Here is a 16,625-nt window from a genome sequence, read left to right as displayed (position 1 = left end):
TTCTAAAGCAAATAGCTCTGGCGGCTCAGAAAAACCTTCATCAGGAGCTTCATAGAGAGGAATGTCTTGCTCTCTGTCTGCTGTGTCATCAAGAAGGCCTTCTATTGCTAAATCAGCCTGGATCGTCAGGATGCGCGAGTCTGTTAGTTGATAGTCAAATGCATCAATAAACACAAAAACTTCATGTAAATGACTGACTTTATTTTTCGGGATGGTAATATCGACAGGAAAACAATGAGTCAGTTCCGCAGTTCCATCCTCTCTCGTTCTGACCTCTTCGACAAACCGCTTATCGGTATAAAACTCTTCAGTATTTTTGCTCTGATCTATGTTGTACTCACCTGTAAGTTCAAGCGATCCTCTGATTGAAACGTAATCATTTACTTCCTGAACCCTAATATCAGGATCTAATGAAATGGAAAGCAGTTCAGAAACTTCCTGTCCTTTTTGGAAACAGATCGATTCTTCTACAGAAAATTGCAATCGATGATTTTGCGGCAAGTTCATATCCTCCTTTCATCTAATCCTTAAAATTAGATGTCACTAAAGGTGTATGTATGAAATGGAGAAAATATGAATGGGGAAGCATAGAAAAACCGGTACAAGGATGTCCTTGATACCGGTTTTTATCGTACTTATCCGCGGCTGATCTCAGCAAATACGTTCTCAGCTGCCTGAATTGTTTTTTCAATATCTTCATCAGTATGAGCCGTCGAGAGGAAAAGCCCTTCAAATTGAGACGGCGGAAGGAACACACCTTCGTTTGCCATTCCTTTATAATACTTGGCAAACAGCTTCAAATCCGATGCTTTGGCTGTTTCATAATTGATGACAGGTTCATTTGTAAAGAAGAAACCGATCATTGAACCTGCGCGGTTAAAGGTATGCGGAATACCGTGCGCCTCTGCCGCTTTTGAAATGCCTTCTTCCAGCCTGTCACCTTTTTTCATAAAGGTCTTGTATGATTCAGGCGTGAGCTGCTTTAATGTTTCGAGTCCAGCCGTCATCGCAAGCGGGTTGCCTGACAGCGTACCTGCCTGATAAATCGGACCGCTCGGTGCGATCCGCTCCATAATTTCGGCTTTACCGCCATAAGCGCCGACAGGCAGTCCGCCCCCGATCACTTTTCCTAAGCAAGTCAGGTCAGGCGTTACGCCGAAATAGCCTTGGGCGCATTTGTAATCGACCCTGAAGCCAGTCATGACTTCATCAAAAATCAGCAGCGTGCCGTACTGTTCAGTAATATCACGCAATCCTTGCAGGAAGCCTTCTTGCGGCGGAACTACTCCCATGTTTCCGGCAACCGGTTCTACGATGACGCCTGCAATATCTTCACCGAACTGTTGGAATGCAAGCTTTACACTTTCTAAATCATTGTACGGAACGGTGATGGTGTTTTTCGCTATTCCTTCAGGTACGCCCGGGCTGTCAGGCAGACCGAGTGTTGCCACTCCTGAACCCGCTTTAATCAGCAGAGAATCTCCGTGTCCATGGTAGCAGCCCTCAAATTTTAAAATCTTATTGCGGCCTGTATATCCTCTTGCCAAACGAAGCGCGCTCATGGTCGCCTCGGTTCCCGAGCTGACCATCCGTACAATTTCTACTGACGGCACTCGGTCAATGACGAGCTTCGCCAATTCATTTTCCACCTCAGTCGGAGCTCCGAAGCTTGTCCCGTATTCAGCCACTTTTTTGAGGCTCTCTACAACGCGGTCATTTGTGTGTCCTAAAATTAAAGGCCCCCATGACAAGACGTAATCAATATACTCATTTCCATCAATATCATAGATTTTAGAGCCTTTTCCGCGCTCCATAAAAATCGGGTCCATGTCTACCGATTTAAAGGCGCGAACGGGGCTGTTTACACCGCCCGGCATGAGTTTTTGCGCTTCTTTAAAAGCCGCTTTTGATTTTTCATAGCTTCTCATCTGCCTCAACTCCTGTCAACTGAATAAAATTACTCCGCAAGCCATTTTGCTGCGTCTTTTGCATGATACGTAATAATCAGGTCGGCACCCGCACGCTTCATGCTTGTCAAAATTTCTAAGACAATCTCTTTTTCCTTGATCCAGCCGTTCTGAGCTGCAGCCTTCACCATAGAATACTCTCCGCTTACATTATAAGCCACAAGCGGCAATGTAAACTCATTTTTTACATCCCGCATGATATCCATATAAGAAAGTGAAGGTTTCACAATCAGGAAGTCCGCGCCTTCTTCAACATCTGATTGGGCTTCACGGAGTGCTTCCAGACGGTTGGCAGGGTCCATTTGATACGTTTTGCGGTCGCCAAATTGAGGCGTGCTGTTTGCTGCATCACGGAACGGACCGTAAAACTCACTTGAATATTTCACGGCGTAAGACATGATCGGAATATTGATGAAGCCTTCTTTATCTAACGCTTCTCTGATAACCGTCACAAATCCGTCCATCATGTTAGAAGGCGCAATGATATCCGCTCCGGCTTTTGCTTGGCTGACAGCTGTTTGTGCCAATAGCTCCAAGGATTCATCATTCAGGATCTGTCCGTCTTTGACGAGACCGCAATGTCCGTGATCTGTATATTCACATAGGCATGTATCAGCAACGACAACCATCTCAGGGAAGTGCTTTTTAATTTCGGCAATTGCTTCTTGCACAATCCCGTGGTCATGGTAAGCTTGCGTTCCGCAATCATCTTTTTCTTCAGGTATGCCGAAAACAATGACGGATTGAATTCCGAGACTGACCAGCTCAGCCACTTCATCCTTTAATAGATCTAAAGATACATGATAAACATCAGGCATTGAAGGAACAGCTTTTTTTCCTTCTAAACCTTCAACGACAAAGATCGGATAAATAAAATCAGATGGATGCAGACGAGTTTCTTTCACCATCTCTCTCATTGCTTTTGATGACCGCAAACGGCGGTGTCTGTTAAATGATTGACTCATATTCTATCTTCCTTTCTAGACATGCGGCACATTAAATCAAGCATGCCGTCAATTGTAAATGTATCAGGCATATACGACGTGATTCCGTACGACAGCAGAGCGTCCCTCGTTAGCGGTCCGATGCTGATGCAGGCCGTCTGGTGCGCCGGCCATTTTTTTATTCCTTCTCCCAGAACATGCATAAATGTATGTACGGTTGATGAACTTGTAAATGTCACATAATCAAATGAATACTGATTCGCGGCTTTTTTTAATTCCTCGATGCCATCTTCATCAGGAACAGTTTCATATACGACCCATTCCTTCACCTCAAAGCCAAGAGGCGTAAGCTCTTTTTTTATCACATCGCGAGATAAATTGCCTTTTATGACTGAAATCCGTTCTGACGGTTCGGCATGCTGCTTAAGAGCGTCCGCCAATTGTTCTGCAATATAGTCATGAGGCATTACATCAACCGATACGTTGTACGATTCTAAACGGCGTGCGGTTTTTTCACCAACAGCCGCAATTTTTTTATGACCGGGAACAATAAGCTGATTTTCTTTCAGATAAGAAAAAAAGAAATCCGCTCCATTTACACTCGTAAACACAAGCCAGCCGGGTATGGTTAGATCTAGTCGCACCTGTTCCGCCAGATCATTCGGCAGAGCTCTGCGAAACGTGATCAATGAGGCCAATACCGCTTTTCCGCCAAGCTGCTCCACTTTCTGCCGAAACGATTTTGCCTGCGTCTTATTTCGGGTGACAAGCACTGTTTTTCCTTTCAAAGGAAAATCATTTACCATCCTCATCAAGCTCCCGTTTTACGCGATCGATTAAATCTTTAGCGCCTTTATCAGTCATGAGAGCCGCACAGCGCTTACCGACTTCCTCCGGATCGTTTCCGGTGACGGTTTCTTTGAAAATGATTTTTCCATCAGGCGAAGCCACAAGCCCTGTCAGTTCAATTTCATCCTGGCCGTTTATCACCGAGTAGCCGGCGATCGGCACCTGACAGCCGCCCTCCATCGCGTTTAAGTAGGCACGTTCTGCCAGTACAGTCCGTTTTGTATACTCATCCGTAAACTGAGAAAATAACGTTAAAAGCTCTCGATCGGATTCGCGGCACTCAATTGCAAGAGCGCCTTGGCCAACAGCCGGAAGACAGCGCTCAGGCTCAAGAAATTCAGTTACGACATCCTGCTTCCAGCCCATTCTGGAAAGCCCTGCTGCAGCTAAAATAATTGCGTCATAATCTTCGTTTTCCAGCTTTTGAAGTCTCGTATCTATATTACCTCTAATCCATTTAATTGTAATGTCAGGGCGCTCAATCAAAAGCTGCGCGCTTCTTCTTAAACTGCTTGTGCCGATTACAGCACCTTCCTTCAATTCAGAAAGCTTTACACGATTCTTTGAAATAAGAGCGTCACGAGGATCTTCCCGTTCAGGAATACAGCCGATCACAAGGCCTTCAGGCAAAACGGCAGGCATATCCTTCATGCTGTGAACCGCCATATCAATGTCTTCGTTTAAAAGCGCTTGTTCGATTTCTTTGACAAACAGCCCTTTTCCTCCCACTTTTGACAGGGTAACATCGACAATCCGGTCACCCTTTGTGACGATTTCTTTTATGTCAAAAGCAAAAGAAGGATTGATTTCCTTCAGTTTGCGGATGACCCATTTTGTTTGGGTCATAGCGAGTTTGCTCCGTCTGGAACCTACTTTTATCGTTCTCATTTTTTCTTTCCTCCCGAATCTGCTTGGGCACATTATTTAACTGAACCAATGGAATTGAGACAGGCTTCCGAGCAGGAAATAATTGATCATCAGCACGAGAAAACAAGCCGTATTCCACAGTGCGGCGACCTTCCCCTGAAGCTCTTTAATCAGCCTGATATAGAGATAGTAGCTGTACAGAAGCAGGACGACAAACGAACCAAGCACTTTGGCGTCGAACCAATACAGCGTTTCAAGTGACACATACGCCCAAATGACGCCGAGAATCAAACTCAGCAAGAGCATCGGGACGCCAATGACATTCAGTACGTACGCCATATAATCAAGCTTAGACAAATCTTCTATTCTCAACAGCCACTTTCCCCATTTTTTCTTTTTTAACAAATGATATTGAAACAAATAGAGCACAGAAAATACAAAGGAAAGGGAAAAAGCGCCGTAAGAAAGAATTGCCATTGTAATATGAATCACTAATAGCTCTGATACGAGCTGACCCGAAAAAGCCGCTGACTGCTGCTCCGTCGGTGAAAATGTATGAATGGCAATCATAGCAAACCCTATTACATTTGTAAAAAACACAATAAAATCAACACGCAGCAGCTTTGTCAGCACAAGTGACAGTGTGACAAGCACCCAAGCATAAAAATAAAGCGCCTCCGTCACATTTAATACCGGAAACCTCCCCGTCACCCACATAAAATAGGCTAAATACACGGTTTGCAGAGTCCAGACAATAGAAAGCAACCAGAAGGCCATTTTCCCAGCCTTCCGGTTGTGTTGAAGAAAATCTATAAAATAAAAGAGTACACTTAATGCGTAAATGACGATTGTCCCTTCATTAAGCCTTGCCATTGCAGTATCAATCATTCAGCTTTCACTCACTTACAAGTGGGGCAAACCCCGCTCTTGATTCAGCCTTCTTATAAGAATGGACCTCTTGGCTGCCTTCAACGCTTTTGATCATTTGCCGGCCCGCAGCTTCTTCAATATCAAAAATCTGCATAAATAAAGCCAGCTTTTCTTCAGAATCAGCCTCTGCCGCAAGTTCTTTCACCTTTAATATTGGGTCGCGCAGCATTTGGTTAATGATACTTTTCGTATGTTTATTCAAAAGTTTTTTCTCTCTTGTCGTCAAATGTGGCAGCTTCCGTTCGATGCTATCCATCGTTTCAGACTGGATTGCCAGCGCCTTTTCACGCAGTGCGGAAATCACAGGCACTACACCAAGTGTATTCAGCCATTGTTTAAATTCCACAATGGTTTCTTCGATTAACAGTTCAACCTTCTCAGCGGTTTCTCTCCGCTCTTTCAGGTTCGCTTCTACAATCCCTTCAAGATCGTCTATATCATAAAGGAAGACGCCCTCAAGATCGTTCAAAGCGGGATCCAAGTCTCTTGGCACGGCGATGTCCACCATAAATAAAGGACGGCCCTTGCGAAGCTTATTCGCGTTTTCCATCATATCTTTAGACACAACAAAATCACTCGCACCGGTAGAGCTGATTAAAATATCGGCTTCTGCAAGCGCGCTTTCAAGCTGATTTAAGCTTCGCGCTTCACCGGAGAAACGGTCTGCAAGTTCTTTCGCTTTCAAGTATGTTCTGTTAATGACGGTCACTTTTCCGATTCCCTGTCCATGCAGATTTTCGGCTGCAAGCTCGCCCATCTTTCCTGCACCAAGGATCAATATATGCTTGCTTGAAAGGTTTCCGAAGATTTTTTTCGCAAGCTCAACGGCCGCATAGCTAACAGACACTGCATTAGAGCCAATGTCTGTTTCGGCATGAGTCCGTTTACCCACTGTAACCGCCTGCTTAAACAACTCATTAAAAATCGTGCCGATCGTTTTTTCTTGCTGAGCTGTTTTGAAGCTGTCGCGCACCTGACCGAGAATTTGCGTTTCACCGATCACCATAGAATCCAATCCGCAGGCTACACGGAACAAATGCTCAACAGCCGCATCGCTTTCATAAAATCTTAAAAACGGCGACAGGTCTTCTTTGCTTAAGTGAAACCAGTCAGCTAAAAATTTCTTTATATAATAACGGCCGGTATGGAGCTGGTCGACTACCGCATAAATTTCAGTGCGGTTGCAGGTAGATACGATGATATTTTCGAGAATGCTTTTCTCTGCTTTTAGCTGCACCATCGCTTCTGCAAGCTCATTCGGCTGAAAACTTACTTTTTCACGTATCTCAATAGGGGCGGATTTATAATCTACTCCCACAACAAGTATATGCATAGCTTTCCTTACACCCCCAACACCCAAACTTTAATTTATAATTATTCTAACATAGAATTCATTATTTATAATAATTATAACATAGTTTCTTTCGCAAATTGTGAACAGATTTCAAAAATCTTGTGCTATATTAGAAAAAGCTTCACGAACAAAATATGTTCCTATTGACAATACCAAAAACAGCAGAAACTTACTTAAAATCAGCTCTAGAAAACAAGAAGGTGATATGCATGAAACAAAAATCAATTTTATTTCCTTGTCTGCTGCTCGCCGCATCCGTTTACGCATGGCTTGAAAGCGGCCAAGCCGAACTGTTTTCAGGTCAGGATCAATGGCCTGTTCTTCTTATGCTGTTAGGCGCATCCTTTATATACCAAGGAAAAAAAGAAGCTGTCTCCCCCCATTTCTTTATCGGCTTGCTTCTCTTCGGAATCGGTTTGCACTTTTTCGCTAAGCCAAAGTGGACATGGTGGCCGGATGATTTTGAAATGCTACTCTTCATGGTCGGCTTCTCACTGCTCGTTTCAACCGTTCAGAAAAAAGAATATGTATATGAAGCTGTTTCGATGATTTGTTTTTCCCTGTTTCTTTACTTTTTCAAACAGATTATGGCATGGCTCGAGTCTGCGCATATTCCCACGGCCCTGCTGAAAGAGTATTGGCCGTTTGTATTTATCGGAATCAGTTTATTGTTATTATTGATAAAACGAAAAAAATCTATACGATAAATAAAACCGGCAGAGAGTATTCTCTACCGGTTTATCATTTTTTTGATCACTCCCCAAGCTTCGTCTTTCCCCTTTTTCGTTTCTGAGGAGAAGAGAATCAGCTCGTCTTCCGGATCAATATTTAATGTCTGTCTTACAACCTTCGCGTGTTTGTCCCATTTTCCTTTCGGGATCTTATCCGCTTTTGTAGCGATAATAATAACAGGAATGCCGTAATACTTTAAGAATTCATACATTTGCACATCATCATTAGACGGTGCATGCCGCAAATCAACGATCTGCACCACTGCTTTCAATTCCTCGCGTGTCGTAATGTAGGTTTCAATCATTCTTCCCCAAGCTTCACGCTCGGATTTTGACACTTTGGCAAAACCGTAACCCGGTACATCAACAAAATGCAATTCGTCATTAATAATGTAGAAATTTAATGTTTGTGTTTTTCCCGGTTTTGATGATGTTCTCGCAAGATTTTTACGATTAATCAATGAATTGATAAAAGATGACTTTCCAACGTTCGATCTTCCGGCCAGTGCAATCTCCGGAAGCCCCCCTTCAGGGTACTGTTCAGGTTTAACTGCACTGATTACGATTTCTGACTTTGTGACTTTCATTTCTTCTCTCCTACTAAGGCATGTTCCAAAACTTCGTCTAAGTGGGATGCCAATATAAAGGTAAGCCCCTCTCTGACACTTTCTGGAATATCCTCTATATCTTTTTCATTATCTTTAGGCGCAATAATGGTCGTCAATCCCGCTCTATGTGCCCCGAGTGCTTTTTCTTTCAGTCCGCCGATCGGAAGCACGCGTCCGCGAAGCGTAATTTCGCCAGTCATTCCGACTTTACGCGATACAGCCCGTCCTGTTAAAGCAGAAACAAGCGCAGTCGCCATTGTGATACCGGCAGACGGACCATCTTTAGGCACCGCACCCTCAGGAACATGTATATGAATATCATACTTCTCATGAAAGTCAGGTTCAATGCCAAGTTCTTTTGTTTTTGAACGCACGTAGCTGAAAGCCGCCTGAGCAGACTCTCTCATGACATCGCCAAGCTTACCCGTCAGGATCAATTTTCCTTTCCCTGGAGAAAGCGATACTTCGATCGACAGCGTATCTCCGCCGACAGTTGTATAAGCCAGCCCTGTGACGACGCCCACCTGATCTTCCGTTTCTGCTTGTCCATATCTGAAAATTCGTTTTCCGATAAAGTCATGAAGATTTTTCTCCGTAACTGTAATCCGTTTTCTATCTTCAGAAACAATGGCTTTTGCGGCCTTGCGGCAGATGGCAGCAAGCTGGCGTTCGAGGTTTCTCACACCTGCTTCTCTCGTATAATAGCGAATAATATCAAGAATGGCCTGATCACGCAGCTGCAGGTTGCTCTTTTTGAGCCCATGCTCCTTGATCTGCTTCGGAAGAAGGTGATCTTTCACAATTTCAAGTTTTTCCACTTCCGTGTAGCCCGCAATATTAATGATTTCCATTCTGTCTCTAAGCGGTCCCGGGATTGTCGCTAAATTGTTAGCCGTAGCGATAAAGAGCACTTTTGACAGATCAAAAGTCTCCTCAATGTAGTGGTCGCTGAAGGTACTGTTTTGCTCTGGATCAAGCACTTCAAGCATTGCGGATGACGGATCGCCTCTGAAATCAGAAGACATTTTGTCAATTTCGTCTAGTAAGAAGACCGGATTCAGCTTGCCGGCTTTTTTCATGCCTTGAATAATACGTCCCGGCATTGCCCCGACATATGTCCGTCTGTGCCCGCGAATTTCTGATTCGTCGCGCACCCCGCCAAGTGAAATTCTGACAAATTTCCGATCCATACTTTTAGCAATCGATTTGGCCAAGGACGTTTTTCCGACCCCTGGAGGTCCAGCCAAACAGAGAATCGGACCTTTTAAGGATTTTGTCAGCTTCTGAACAGCCAAATACTCTAAAATACGCTCTTTCACTTTTTCAAGTCCGTGATGTTCTTTGTCCAAAAGATGTTCAGCCTCTTTTAAATCAAGCTTATCTTCTGTCTCATCCGTCCATGGGAGAGCGACCAGCCAGTCAATATAATTGCGGATAACAGAACTTTCGGCAGAACTGGACGGAATTTTTTCATATCTGTTTAATTCCTTAAGAGCCGTTTCCTTCACATGGTCAGGCATGCCCGCTTCTTCGATTTTTTCGGTCAGCGTTTGAACTTCACCTGTTTTGCCTTCTTTATCGCCAAGCTCTTTTTGGATCGCCTTCATCTGTTCGCGCAAATAGTATTCCTTTTGCGTACGCTCCATTGAACGTTTGACGCGCTGGCCGATTTTTTTCTCGATTTCAAGCACTTCTTTTTCATTGTTGATAAAATCAATGACCTTGTTCAGTCTGTCTTTGACATCAGCCGTTTCTAAAATATCCTGCTTATCCTTTAGTTTAAGAGGCAGGTGAGAAGCAACAATGTCTGCCATTCTGCCCGGCTCTTCGATATCAGTAACCGCGGCGTACGTTTCGGCTGAGATTTTTTTAGAAATTTTTATGTACTGATCAAAGTGGTCCAACAAAGTCCGCATCAGCGCTTCGTCTTCTGTATCTTTTGAATCATCTTCATGGATCAGCTGAATGTCTACTGATGTATAATCTTCATGCTCATTGTATTCAATGATCTGGGCGCGCTGTATACCCTCCACCAGCACACGAATCGTACCGTTCGGAAGCTTCAGCATTTGTTTAATTTTCGTATAGGTGCCGACAGTAAAAATTTCGTCTTCACCCGGTTCGTCTATCGAAATATCCTGCTGAGTAGCTAAAAATATCATATGATCATGCATCATTGCCTGTTCAAGGGCCTGAACCGACTTGTCACGTCCTACATCTAAGTGCAAAACCATTGTCGGGTACACTAATAAACCTCTTAAAGGGAGGAGCGGGATGCTGCGTTTTAATTCTTCTGCCATGTGACTGACACCTCCGTGACTTTAGTATGAACCATTATAATACAACTTTTTCATCCTTGTACAATAAACGGCATGGTTTCATTTTCTATAACACAGTCTCCTCGTAGTATACCCTTTCTTTCTGATCTGAAAAAGGAAAAGATGTCCTTCATGAAAAAAACCCTATTTTTAAAATAGGGTCAGACCGATTCTTTATTCATTTGCATGTTAAACGGTTTTTGTTCAGTAGGCGGGTTCACTAAAATTTCATCAAGCACTTCCTGGAACGTTTTCACCGCCACAATTTTGATCCCTTCAATCTGTTTTAAGATCGATTGCTGATTTTCATGCGGGATAATAACTTTTTTGGCACCGGACTGTTTTGCCGCTTTAATTTTCGGGATCACGCCTCCAATCGGTTTTACAAGTCCGTTTAGACTGATCTCGCCTGTCATGGCAACCGTGTTGTCAATCGGAATTTTATGAACGGCTGAAAAAATTCCCGCCGCCATGGCAATACCTGCCGACGGCCCGTCAATCGGAATGCCGCCCGGAAAATTAATGTGGATATCATAGTCTGAAGGCTTCATTCCCATTGTACGCAGTACGGTTAGCACATTCTCAACGGAGCCCTTTGCCATGCTTTTCCGGCGAATTGATTTTGATTGGCTGCCGATGCTTTCTTCTTCTGCTATTCCGGTAATGTTAATTGAACCTTTATCCTGAGCCGGTGTTACGTTCACTTCGATTTCCAGCAGCGAACCGCTGTTAGGGCCATACACTGCGAGTCCGTTTACAATGCCGATTTGCGGTGCAGTGCCGATTTTCTGCTCGTGCTTAGGGGTAAGCTGGCTGGAATGAATCACCCATTCTATATCCTCAATGGTGATGTCCTTCCGATCTTCGGTCACCGCCATTCCCGCCGCGATTTGAATCATATTGACGGCTTCCCGGCCGTTCCGCGTATAGCTGGTCAGCAAATCAAGCCCCTCTTCAGAAATATTCTTTTCAATCTTATCCACTGCTGTTTTGGCAACTGATTTCAGCTCATCTTTCTCAAGCTCGCGGAAAAACACCTCTAAACAGCGGGATCGGATTGCCGGAGGGATTTCATTAGGCATTCTTGTTGTCGCACCGATCAGACGAAAATCAGCCGGAAGCCCATTTTGAAAAATATCGTGAATATGGTTCGGTATTTGTGTATTTTCTTCGCTGTAATAAGCGCTGTCTAAAAAGACTTTCCGGTCCTCAAGCACCTTCAGCATTTTATTCATTTGAATCGGATGCAGCTCCCCAATTTCATCAATAAACAATACACCGCCGTGGGCATGCGTGACAGCCCCCTGCTTCGGCTGCGGAATACCCGCCTGTCCCATCGCTCCGGCCCCTTGGTATATCGGATCATGTACAGATCCAATGAGCGGATCGGCAATTCCTCTTTCATCAAATCGAGCCGTTGTCGCATCGAGTTCCACAAAAACAGCCTGCTCTTTAAAAGGTGATTGCTTATGTTTTTTGGCTTCCTCTAACACAAGCCTTGCAGCAGCTGTTTTTCCGACTCCCGGCGGTCCATAGACAATGACGTGCTGGGGATTCGGTCCGCACAATGCCGCTTTTAACGCTTTAATCCCGTCTTCCTGACCGACGATATCTTGAAAGCTTTTAGGGCGCACCTTTTCAGATAACGGTTCGGACAGGCTGATAGCCCGCATTTTGCGAAGCTGCTCCATTTCCTTCTTTGATTCCTTATCTATCGTGACTTTTTGTGTCCTTTGATTTTTAAGCAAATTCCAAAAATACAAACCAATGATAATCCCAAAAAACAGCTGAATAAATAATGCGATCCCTGTCCAACTCATGGTGGTCCCTCCTGAAAAACAATTTATGTATCCAATTCATTCCTCTGATTGCTAGTATCTCCCACAAAAGAGGGGAATAAACGTTTTCCGGAAGAGTTTACACAACAAAAAAACCTCCTGAATGTTACCACTCAGGAGGTTCATTTTCATTTTTAAGCAGACGTTTTATCTTGGCTAACCTCAGTTCCATCCTTTAACAAAAGGCGAGGCGGTTCTCCATGCGTTACAGTCGCCCCAGTAATCACACATTTTTCAATGTCATCACGGGAAGGCAGGTCAAACATCACATCAAGCATAATGCCTTCAATGATGGAACGGAGTCCGCGTGCTCCTGTCTTACGCTCAATTGCTTTTTTAGCAATTTCAGACAGCGCTTCTTCTTCAAACTCAAGCTCAACATTATCAAGCTCAAGCATTTTCTTGAACTGCTTCACAAGAGCGTTTTTCGGTTTTGTTAAGATCGCAACCAACGCTTCTTCGTCAAGCTTTTCAAGGCTTGCAATAACCGGAAGACGTCCGATGAATTCAGGAATTAATCCGAAACGGAGCAAGTCTTCTGGAAGCACTTTTGAAAGAAGGTCTTCTTTCTCCAGATCTGCAGCCTTATTATCTGAACCGAAGCCAATCACTTTTTGTCCTAAACGGCGTTTGATGATTTGTTCGATACCATCGAAGGCACCGCCGCAAATGAACAAAATGTTTGTTGTATCAATTTGAATAAACTCTTGATGAGGGTGCTTACGTCCGCCTTGAGGCGGCACGCTCGCCACAGTTCCTTCAAGAATTTTTAGCAATGCCTGCTGCACGCCTTCCCCTGACACATCACGTGTAATAGACGGGTTTTCAGACTTTCTTGCCACTTTATCGATTTCATCAATATAAATAATGCCTTTTTCCGCTTTTTCCACGTCATAGTCAGCAGCTTGGATGAGTTTCAAGAGAATATTCTCTACATCTTCACCTACATATCCAGCTTCTGTCAGGGACGTAGCGTCAGCAATCGCAAACGGCACATTTAAAATACGGGCTAAAGTTTGCGCAAGAAGGGTTTTACCGCTTCCTGTCGGGCCGATTAATGAAATGTTACTTTTCGAAAGCTCGACATCGTCCACTTTGCTGTTGGAGTTGATGCGTTTGTAGTGGTTATACACCGCAACAGCAAGTGATTTCTTCGCCTGATCCTGACCGATTACATATTCATTCAGAATTTCACGAATTTCCTGCGGCTTCGGCACATCTTTAAATTCTACTTCTTCTTCTGTTCCGAGTTCTTCCTCCACAATTTCAGTGCAGAGTTCGATACATTCGTCACATATATATACACCAGGTCCAGCTACAAGCTTACGAACCTGATCTTGTGTTTTTCCACAGAACGAGCATTTTAATTGTCCTTTTTCCTCGTTGAATTTAAACATTCTTTCACCCCTTAATCTTGTCTCACTTTTTCTTTTACCGGCAGAGCAAAAGAAAATGATTCTTGAAACGAAACGAGTATGTATTGCATTTTACCATACTTTCCAAAAAGACGGTAACATTGTGTTTCTGACTTGCACATTCTATATGTATGACAAAAAACAGCCTGCATTAACTATATTGCCCCAAGAAAAAGAGATATATCATAATTGTACAAAACAAGGCACGAATCATTCGCGCCCTGTTTTATTATTACTATTATTATGCACCATATTAACGGTTTTCTACAAGAAAATCAATTGCTTTGCGAACTTTTAAATCTTCTTTCATCGCGTCAGTAGAACCGATGGCTTGTTTGATATTTTCAACAGGCATGTTGTATGCTTCAGCCATTTTAGAAAGCTCAGCATCAACTTCCTCATCTGTTACTTCAAGGTTTTCCGCTTTCGCAATCGCCTCAAGAGTCAGGTTAGATTTTACGCGTTTTGCAGCATCTTCTTTCATTTGCTCTTTTAACGCAGCTTCGTCTTGGCCTGAGAATTGAGTGTAAAGCTCAAGGTTCATGCCTTGCATTTGAAGACGCTGTTCGAATTCTTTCAGCATGCGGTCAAGCTCAGTGTCGATCATCGCTTGAGGAACATCGATTTCAGCGTTTTCAGAAGCTTTCAGAACAAGCTCTTCACGCAATTTAGCGTCAGCTTCGTTTTCTTTAGCTTCTTCTAAGCGTTTCTTCGTTTTTTCAGTCAATTCAGCAAGTGTTTCCACTTCTTCATCGATATCTTTTGCGAATTCATCGTCAAGCTCAGGAAGCTCTTTCGCTTTGATTTCGTGAATTTTCACTTTGAAAACAGCTGGTTTGCCGGCAAGATCTTCAGCGTGGTACTCTTCAGGGAATGTTACTTCAACATCCTTCTCAGCACCTGCTTCAAGGCCGACTAACTGATCTTCGAAGCCAGGGATGAATGAACCTGAACCCACTTCAAGTGAATAGTTTTCAGCTTTTCCGCCTTCGAATGCTTCGCCGTCAACGAATCCTTCGAAGTCAAGAACAACTGTGTTTCCTTCTTCAACAGCGCCTTCTTCTTTTACAACAAGCTCAGCTTGACGCTCTTGAAGCCCTTTTAGTTCGTTTTGAACATCTTCGTCAGTTACAGCTGTGTCGTCTTTTTCGACGCCTAAGCCTTTGTATTCGCCAAGCTTCACTTCAGGTTTCACTGTTACTTTTGCAGTGAAGATTAAGCTTTCGCCTTTTTCGATTTTTTCAACATCGATTTCAGGACGGTCTACAGGCTCGATTCCGGCTTCTTCAACCGCTTTAGGGTATTCTACAGGAAGAAGAATATCCAAAGCATCTTGGTAAAGAGCTTCTACGCCAAAGCGCTGTTCGAATAAACCGCGAGGAATTTTCCCTTTACGGAATCCAGGAATTGAAACTTGCTTAACTACTTTTTTAAATGCATCATCAAGTGCCGTTTTAAATGTTTCAGCATCAACTTCAACCGTTAAAACGCCTTCGTTGCCTTCTTGTTTTTCCCATTTTACAGACATGTGTTTCCCTCCAAAAATCTATTCAGGTTGTGTCGGTCTTCCATTCTAAAGCAATCATTCGGCTTCGTCCATCAAAAACGAAGCTGCCAAAGATCAGAATCATTATGTATACATTTTAATAATGAACTGCAAAGCCTGTCCAACCGTATTTCTTATAACCCGTTATACACAAATACAACCATTATATTATAACATAACACATACCGCTTTCAACTATATGGCGTGATTTACAAATAAGAAATTTCTTCAATATCTTTAATCATTGTGCACGCTTCATCAAGTTCTCTGTCGGTAAACTCATACATCATATGCAGCTCTTCTCTTTCAATCTCAATCCCATGCATTTCATAGCCGACTTTATGCAGGGCCGCCGCCCAAAGATCGGCAGACAGCAGTTTTGGCTGAAATGGATATAAAACATACAAATGTCTTCTCCACAGTTCTTCTACCGCAGCATACAGGGTCGGATTTTCATTCCCAAGCGTTTCATCCAACACACGGAGAACGCGGTGCAAAATCGGGGAGGCGTCAGGCGGGACAGTCTCGCTCGGCTCGATTGTCATGGAGTCGCCGAATTTTGTAATGTGGACCGGTTTGCTGTAGTCGTGTTCCGCCATTAACATCACGATCATCGTCTTGATAATCGGGTGAGCAGCGGGATCTTCAAGAATTGTTTTTAACAGCCCCGTATACTTCGCTACATTGCGGTCTTTCAATGAATGGATTAAATTCATTTGTTCCTCTGGGCTGGCTAACACTTTCTCCGTGTCAATCACATCTTCATACTCTTCGGCCCAAGCCTCGTCTTCTCGCTCTGGGTCGGTCATTTTGCGGCTGAAATCAAGCAGTTTATAAAATTGCTCGGCGCTTTCCGCGGGCAGCTGATTTTCCTCCAGGACGGCCTCAATCGTGCTTTTGACTTCTTCGTATTTCTTAAGCTGAATTAAGATCGTCATGTATACTTGTAAAACTGTAAAATACTGGCCGTATCCTTCTTTCAGCATCTTTTCGCATACACGTTTTGCCTCTTCCAATTCGCCCAGCTCCAAAAAGCAAATGGCCATGCCCAAGTGAAGATCTGATTCAGTATCATCATATTTCATTGCTTCTGAAAACAGTTCCAGCGCCTCTTGATACTTTTTCTCCTTCAGCGAGGACATTCCTTTTTCCACCAGACGGTCTTTCAAATGAGGAAAAGGAATAATTTTTGCGTTTTTCTTGTCATGCGTCATACCTATATTCCTTTCAGGCATTTATTTTGTTCAAGTGTATCAAC

Annotated in this window: 13 protein-coding genes and 1 pseudogene; 1 reads left to right on the top strand and 13 read right to left on the bottom strand. The window is 43.5% G+C overall.

Features of this window, described 5'->3' with window-relative positions; all coding sequences use genetic code 11:
- The 7 genes and pseudogenes from CJU60_RS15920 to hemA form a co-directional block, all read right to left on the bottom strand.
- Window positions 1–501: pseudogene (locus CJU60_RS15920) on the bottom strand (stage VI sporulation protein D); the annotation flags it as partial.
- Between the two features lie 134 nt (window positions 502–635).
- On the bottom strand, window positions 636–1,928 hold the full coding sequence (hemL, locus tag CJU60_RS15915; RefSeq protein WP_059293481.1) for a glutamate-1-semialdehyde 2,1-aminomutase: 1,293 nt from the start codon (window positions 1,926–1,928) through the stop codon (window positions 636–638).
- Between the two features lie 29 nt (window positions 1,929–1,957).
- On the bottom strand, window positions 1,958–2,932 hold the full coding sequence (hemB, locus tag CJU60_RS15910) for a porphobilinogen synthase (RefSeq protein WP_024122369.1): 975 nt from the start codon (window positions 2,930–2,932) through the stop codon (window positions 1,958–1,960).
- Complete coding sequence (gene hemD / locus CJU60_RS15905; protein ID WP_095714284.1) at window positions 2,929–3,717, bottom strand: uroporphyrinogen-III synthase; 789 nt, start codon at window positions 3,715–3,717, stop codon at window positions 2,929–2,931. The genes hemB and hemD overlap by 4 nt, the downstream gene beginning before the upstream one ends.
- Window positions 3,707–4,648 (bottom strand): hydroxymethylbilane synthase, encoded by a 942-nt coding sequence (hemC, locus tag CJU60_RS15900; protein WP_095714283.1) that lies wholly within the window; start codon window positions 4,646–4,648, stop codon window positions 3,707–3,709. Before hemC ends, hemD begins: the two co-directional genes overlap by 11 nt.
- Window positions 4,649–4,684: 36 nt before the next feature.
- The gene (locus CJU60_RS15895) at window positions 4,685–5,515 is read right to left on the bottom strand and encodes a cytochrome c biogenesis protein (protein WP_010335178.1); all 831 of its coding nucleotides are present in this window, start codon (window positions 5,513–5,515) and stop codon (window positions 4,685–4,687) included.
- 7 nt (window positions 5,516–5,522) lie between these two features.
- Complete coding sequence (hemA, locus tag CJU60_RS15890) at window positions 5,523–6,890, bottom strand: glutamyl-tRNA reductase (RefSeq protein ID WP_010335179.1); 1,368 nt, start codon at window positions 6,888–6,890, stop codon at window positions 5,523–5,525.
- Window positions 6,891–7,120: 230 nt separating this feature from the next.
- Between hemA and CJU60_RS15885 the strand changes: the two genes are divergently transcribed.
- Window positions 7,121–7,618, top strand: coding sequence for a hypothetical protein (locus tag CJU60_RS15885; protein ID WP_024122373.1), 498 nt, complete (start codon window positions 7,121–7,123; stop codon window positions 7,616–7,618).
- A gap of 23 nt (window positions 7,619–7,641) precedes the next feature.
- On the opposite strand, the gene yihA is transcribed toward CJU60_RS15885, so the two are convergent.
- From yihA to ddcA, 6 genes are all read right to left on the bottom strand, one after another.
- Window positions 7,642–8,229, bottom strand: a complete 588-nt coding sequence (gene yihA / locus CJU60_RS15880; protein WP_024122374.1) for a ribosome biogenesis GTP-binding protein YihA/YsxC — start codon at window positions 8,227–8,229, stop codon at window positions 7,642–7,644.
- Window positions 8,226–10,550 (bottom strand): endopeptidase La, encoded by a 2,325-nt coding sequence (gene lon, locus CJU60_RS15875; protein ID WP_095714282.1) that lies wholly within the window; start codon window positions 10,548–10,550, stop codon window positions 8,226–8,228. Before lon ends, yihA begins: the two co-directional genes overlap by 4 nt.
- Before the next feature lie 179 nt (window positions 10,551–10,729).
- Window positions 10,730–12,388 carry an ATP-dependent protease LonB gene (lonB, locus tag CJU60_RS15870; RefSeq protein ID WP_024122376.1) on the bottom strand — a complete coding sequence of 553 codons (1,659 nt, stop codon included), beginning with the start codon at window positions 12,386–12,388 and terminating at the stop codon, window positions 10,730–10,732.
- Window positions 12,389–12,540: 152 nt separating this feature from the next.
- On the bottom strand, window positions 12,541–13,803 hold the full coding sequence (gene clpX, locus CJU60_RS15865; protein WP_024122377.1) for an ATP-dependent protease ATP-binding subunit ClpX: 1,263 nt from the start codon (window positions 13,801–13,803) through the stop codon (window positions 12,541–12,543).
- A gap of 271 nt (window positions 13,804–14,074) precedes the next feature.
- Window positions 14,075–15,349: a trigger factor gene (gene tig / locus CJU60_RS15860; protein WP_024122378.1), complete on the bottom strand. Its 1,275-nt coding sequence runs from the start codon at window positions 15,347–15,349 to the stop codon at window positions 14,075–14,077.
- Between the two features lie 227 nt (window positions 15,350–15,576).
- Window positions 15,577–16,581 (bottom strand): DNA damage checkpoint antagonist DdcA, encoded by a 1,005-nt coding sequence (gene ddcA, locus CJU60_RS15855; protein WP_024122379.1) that lies wholly within the window; start codon window positions 16,579–16,581, stop codon window positions 15,577–15,579.
- Window positions 16,582–16,625: the final 44 nt, after the last annotated feature.

Origin of the sequence: Bacillus sp. 7705b, assembly GCF_002289525.1 — a bacterium.
Taxonomy (GTDB): domain Bacteria; phylum Bacillota; class Bacilli; order Bacillales; family Bacillaceae; genus Bacillus; species Bacillus halotolerans.
Note: the sequence above shows the minus strand (reverse complement) of the source record. Positions and strands in the feature narration are given on the sequence as shown.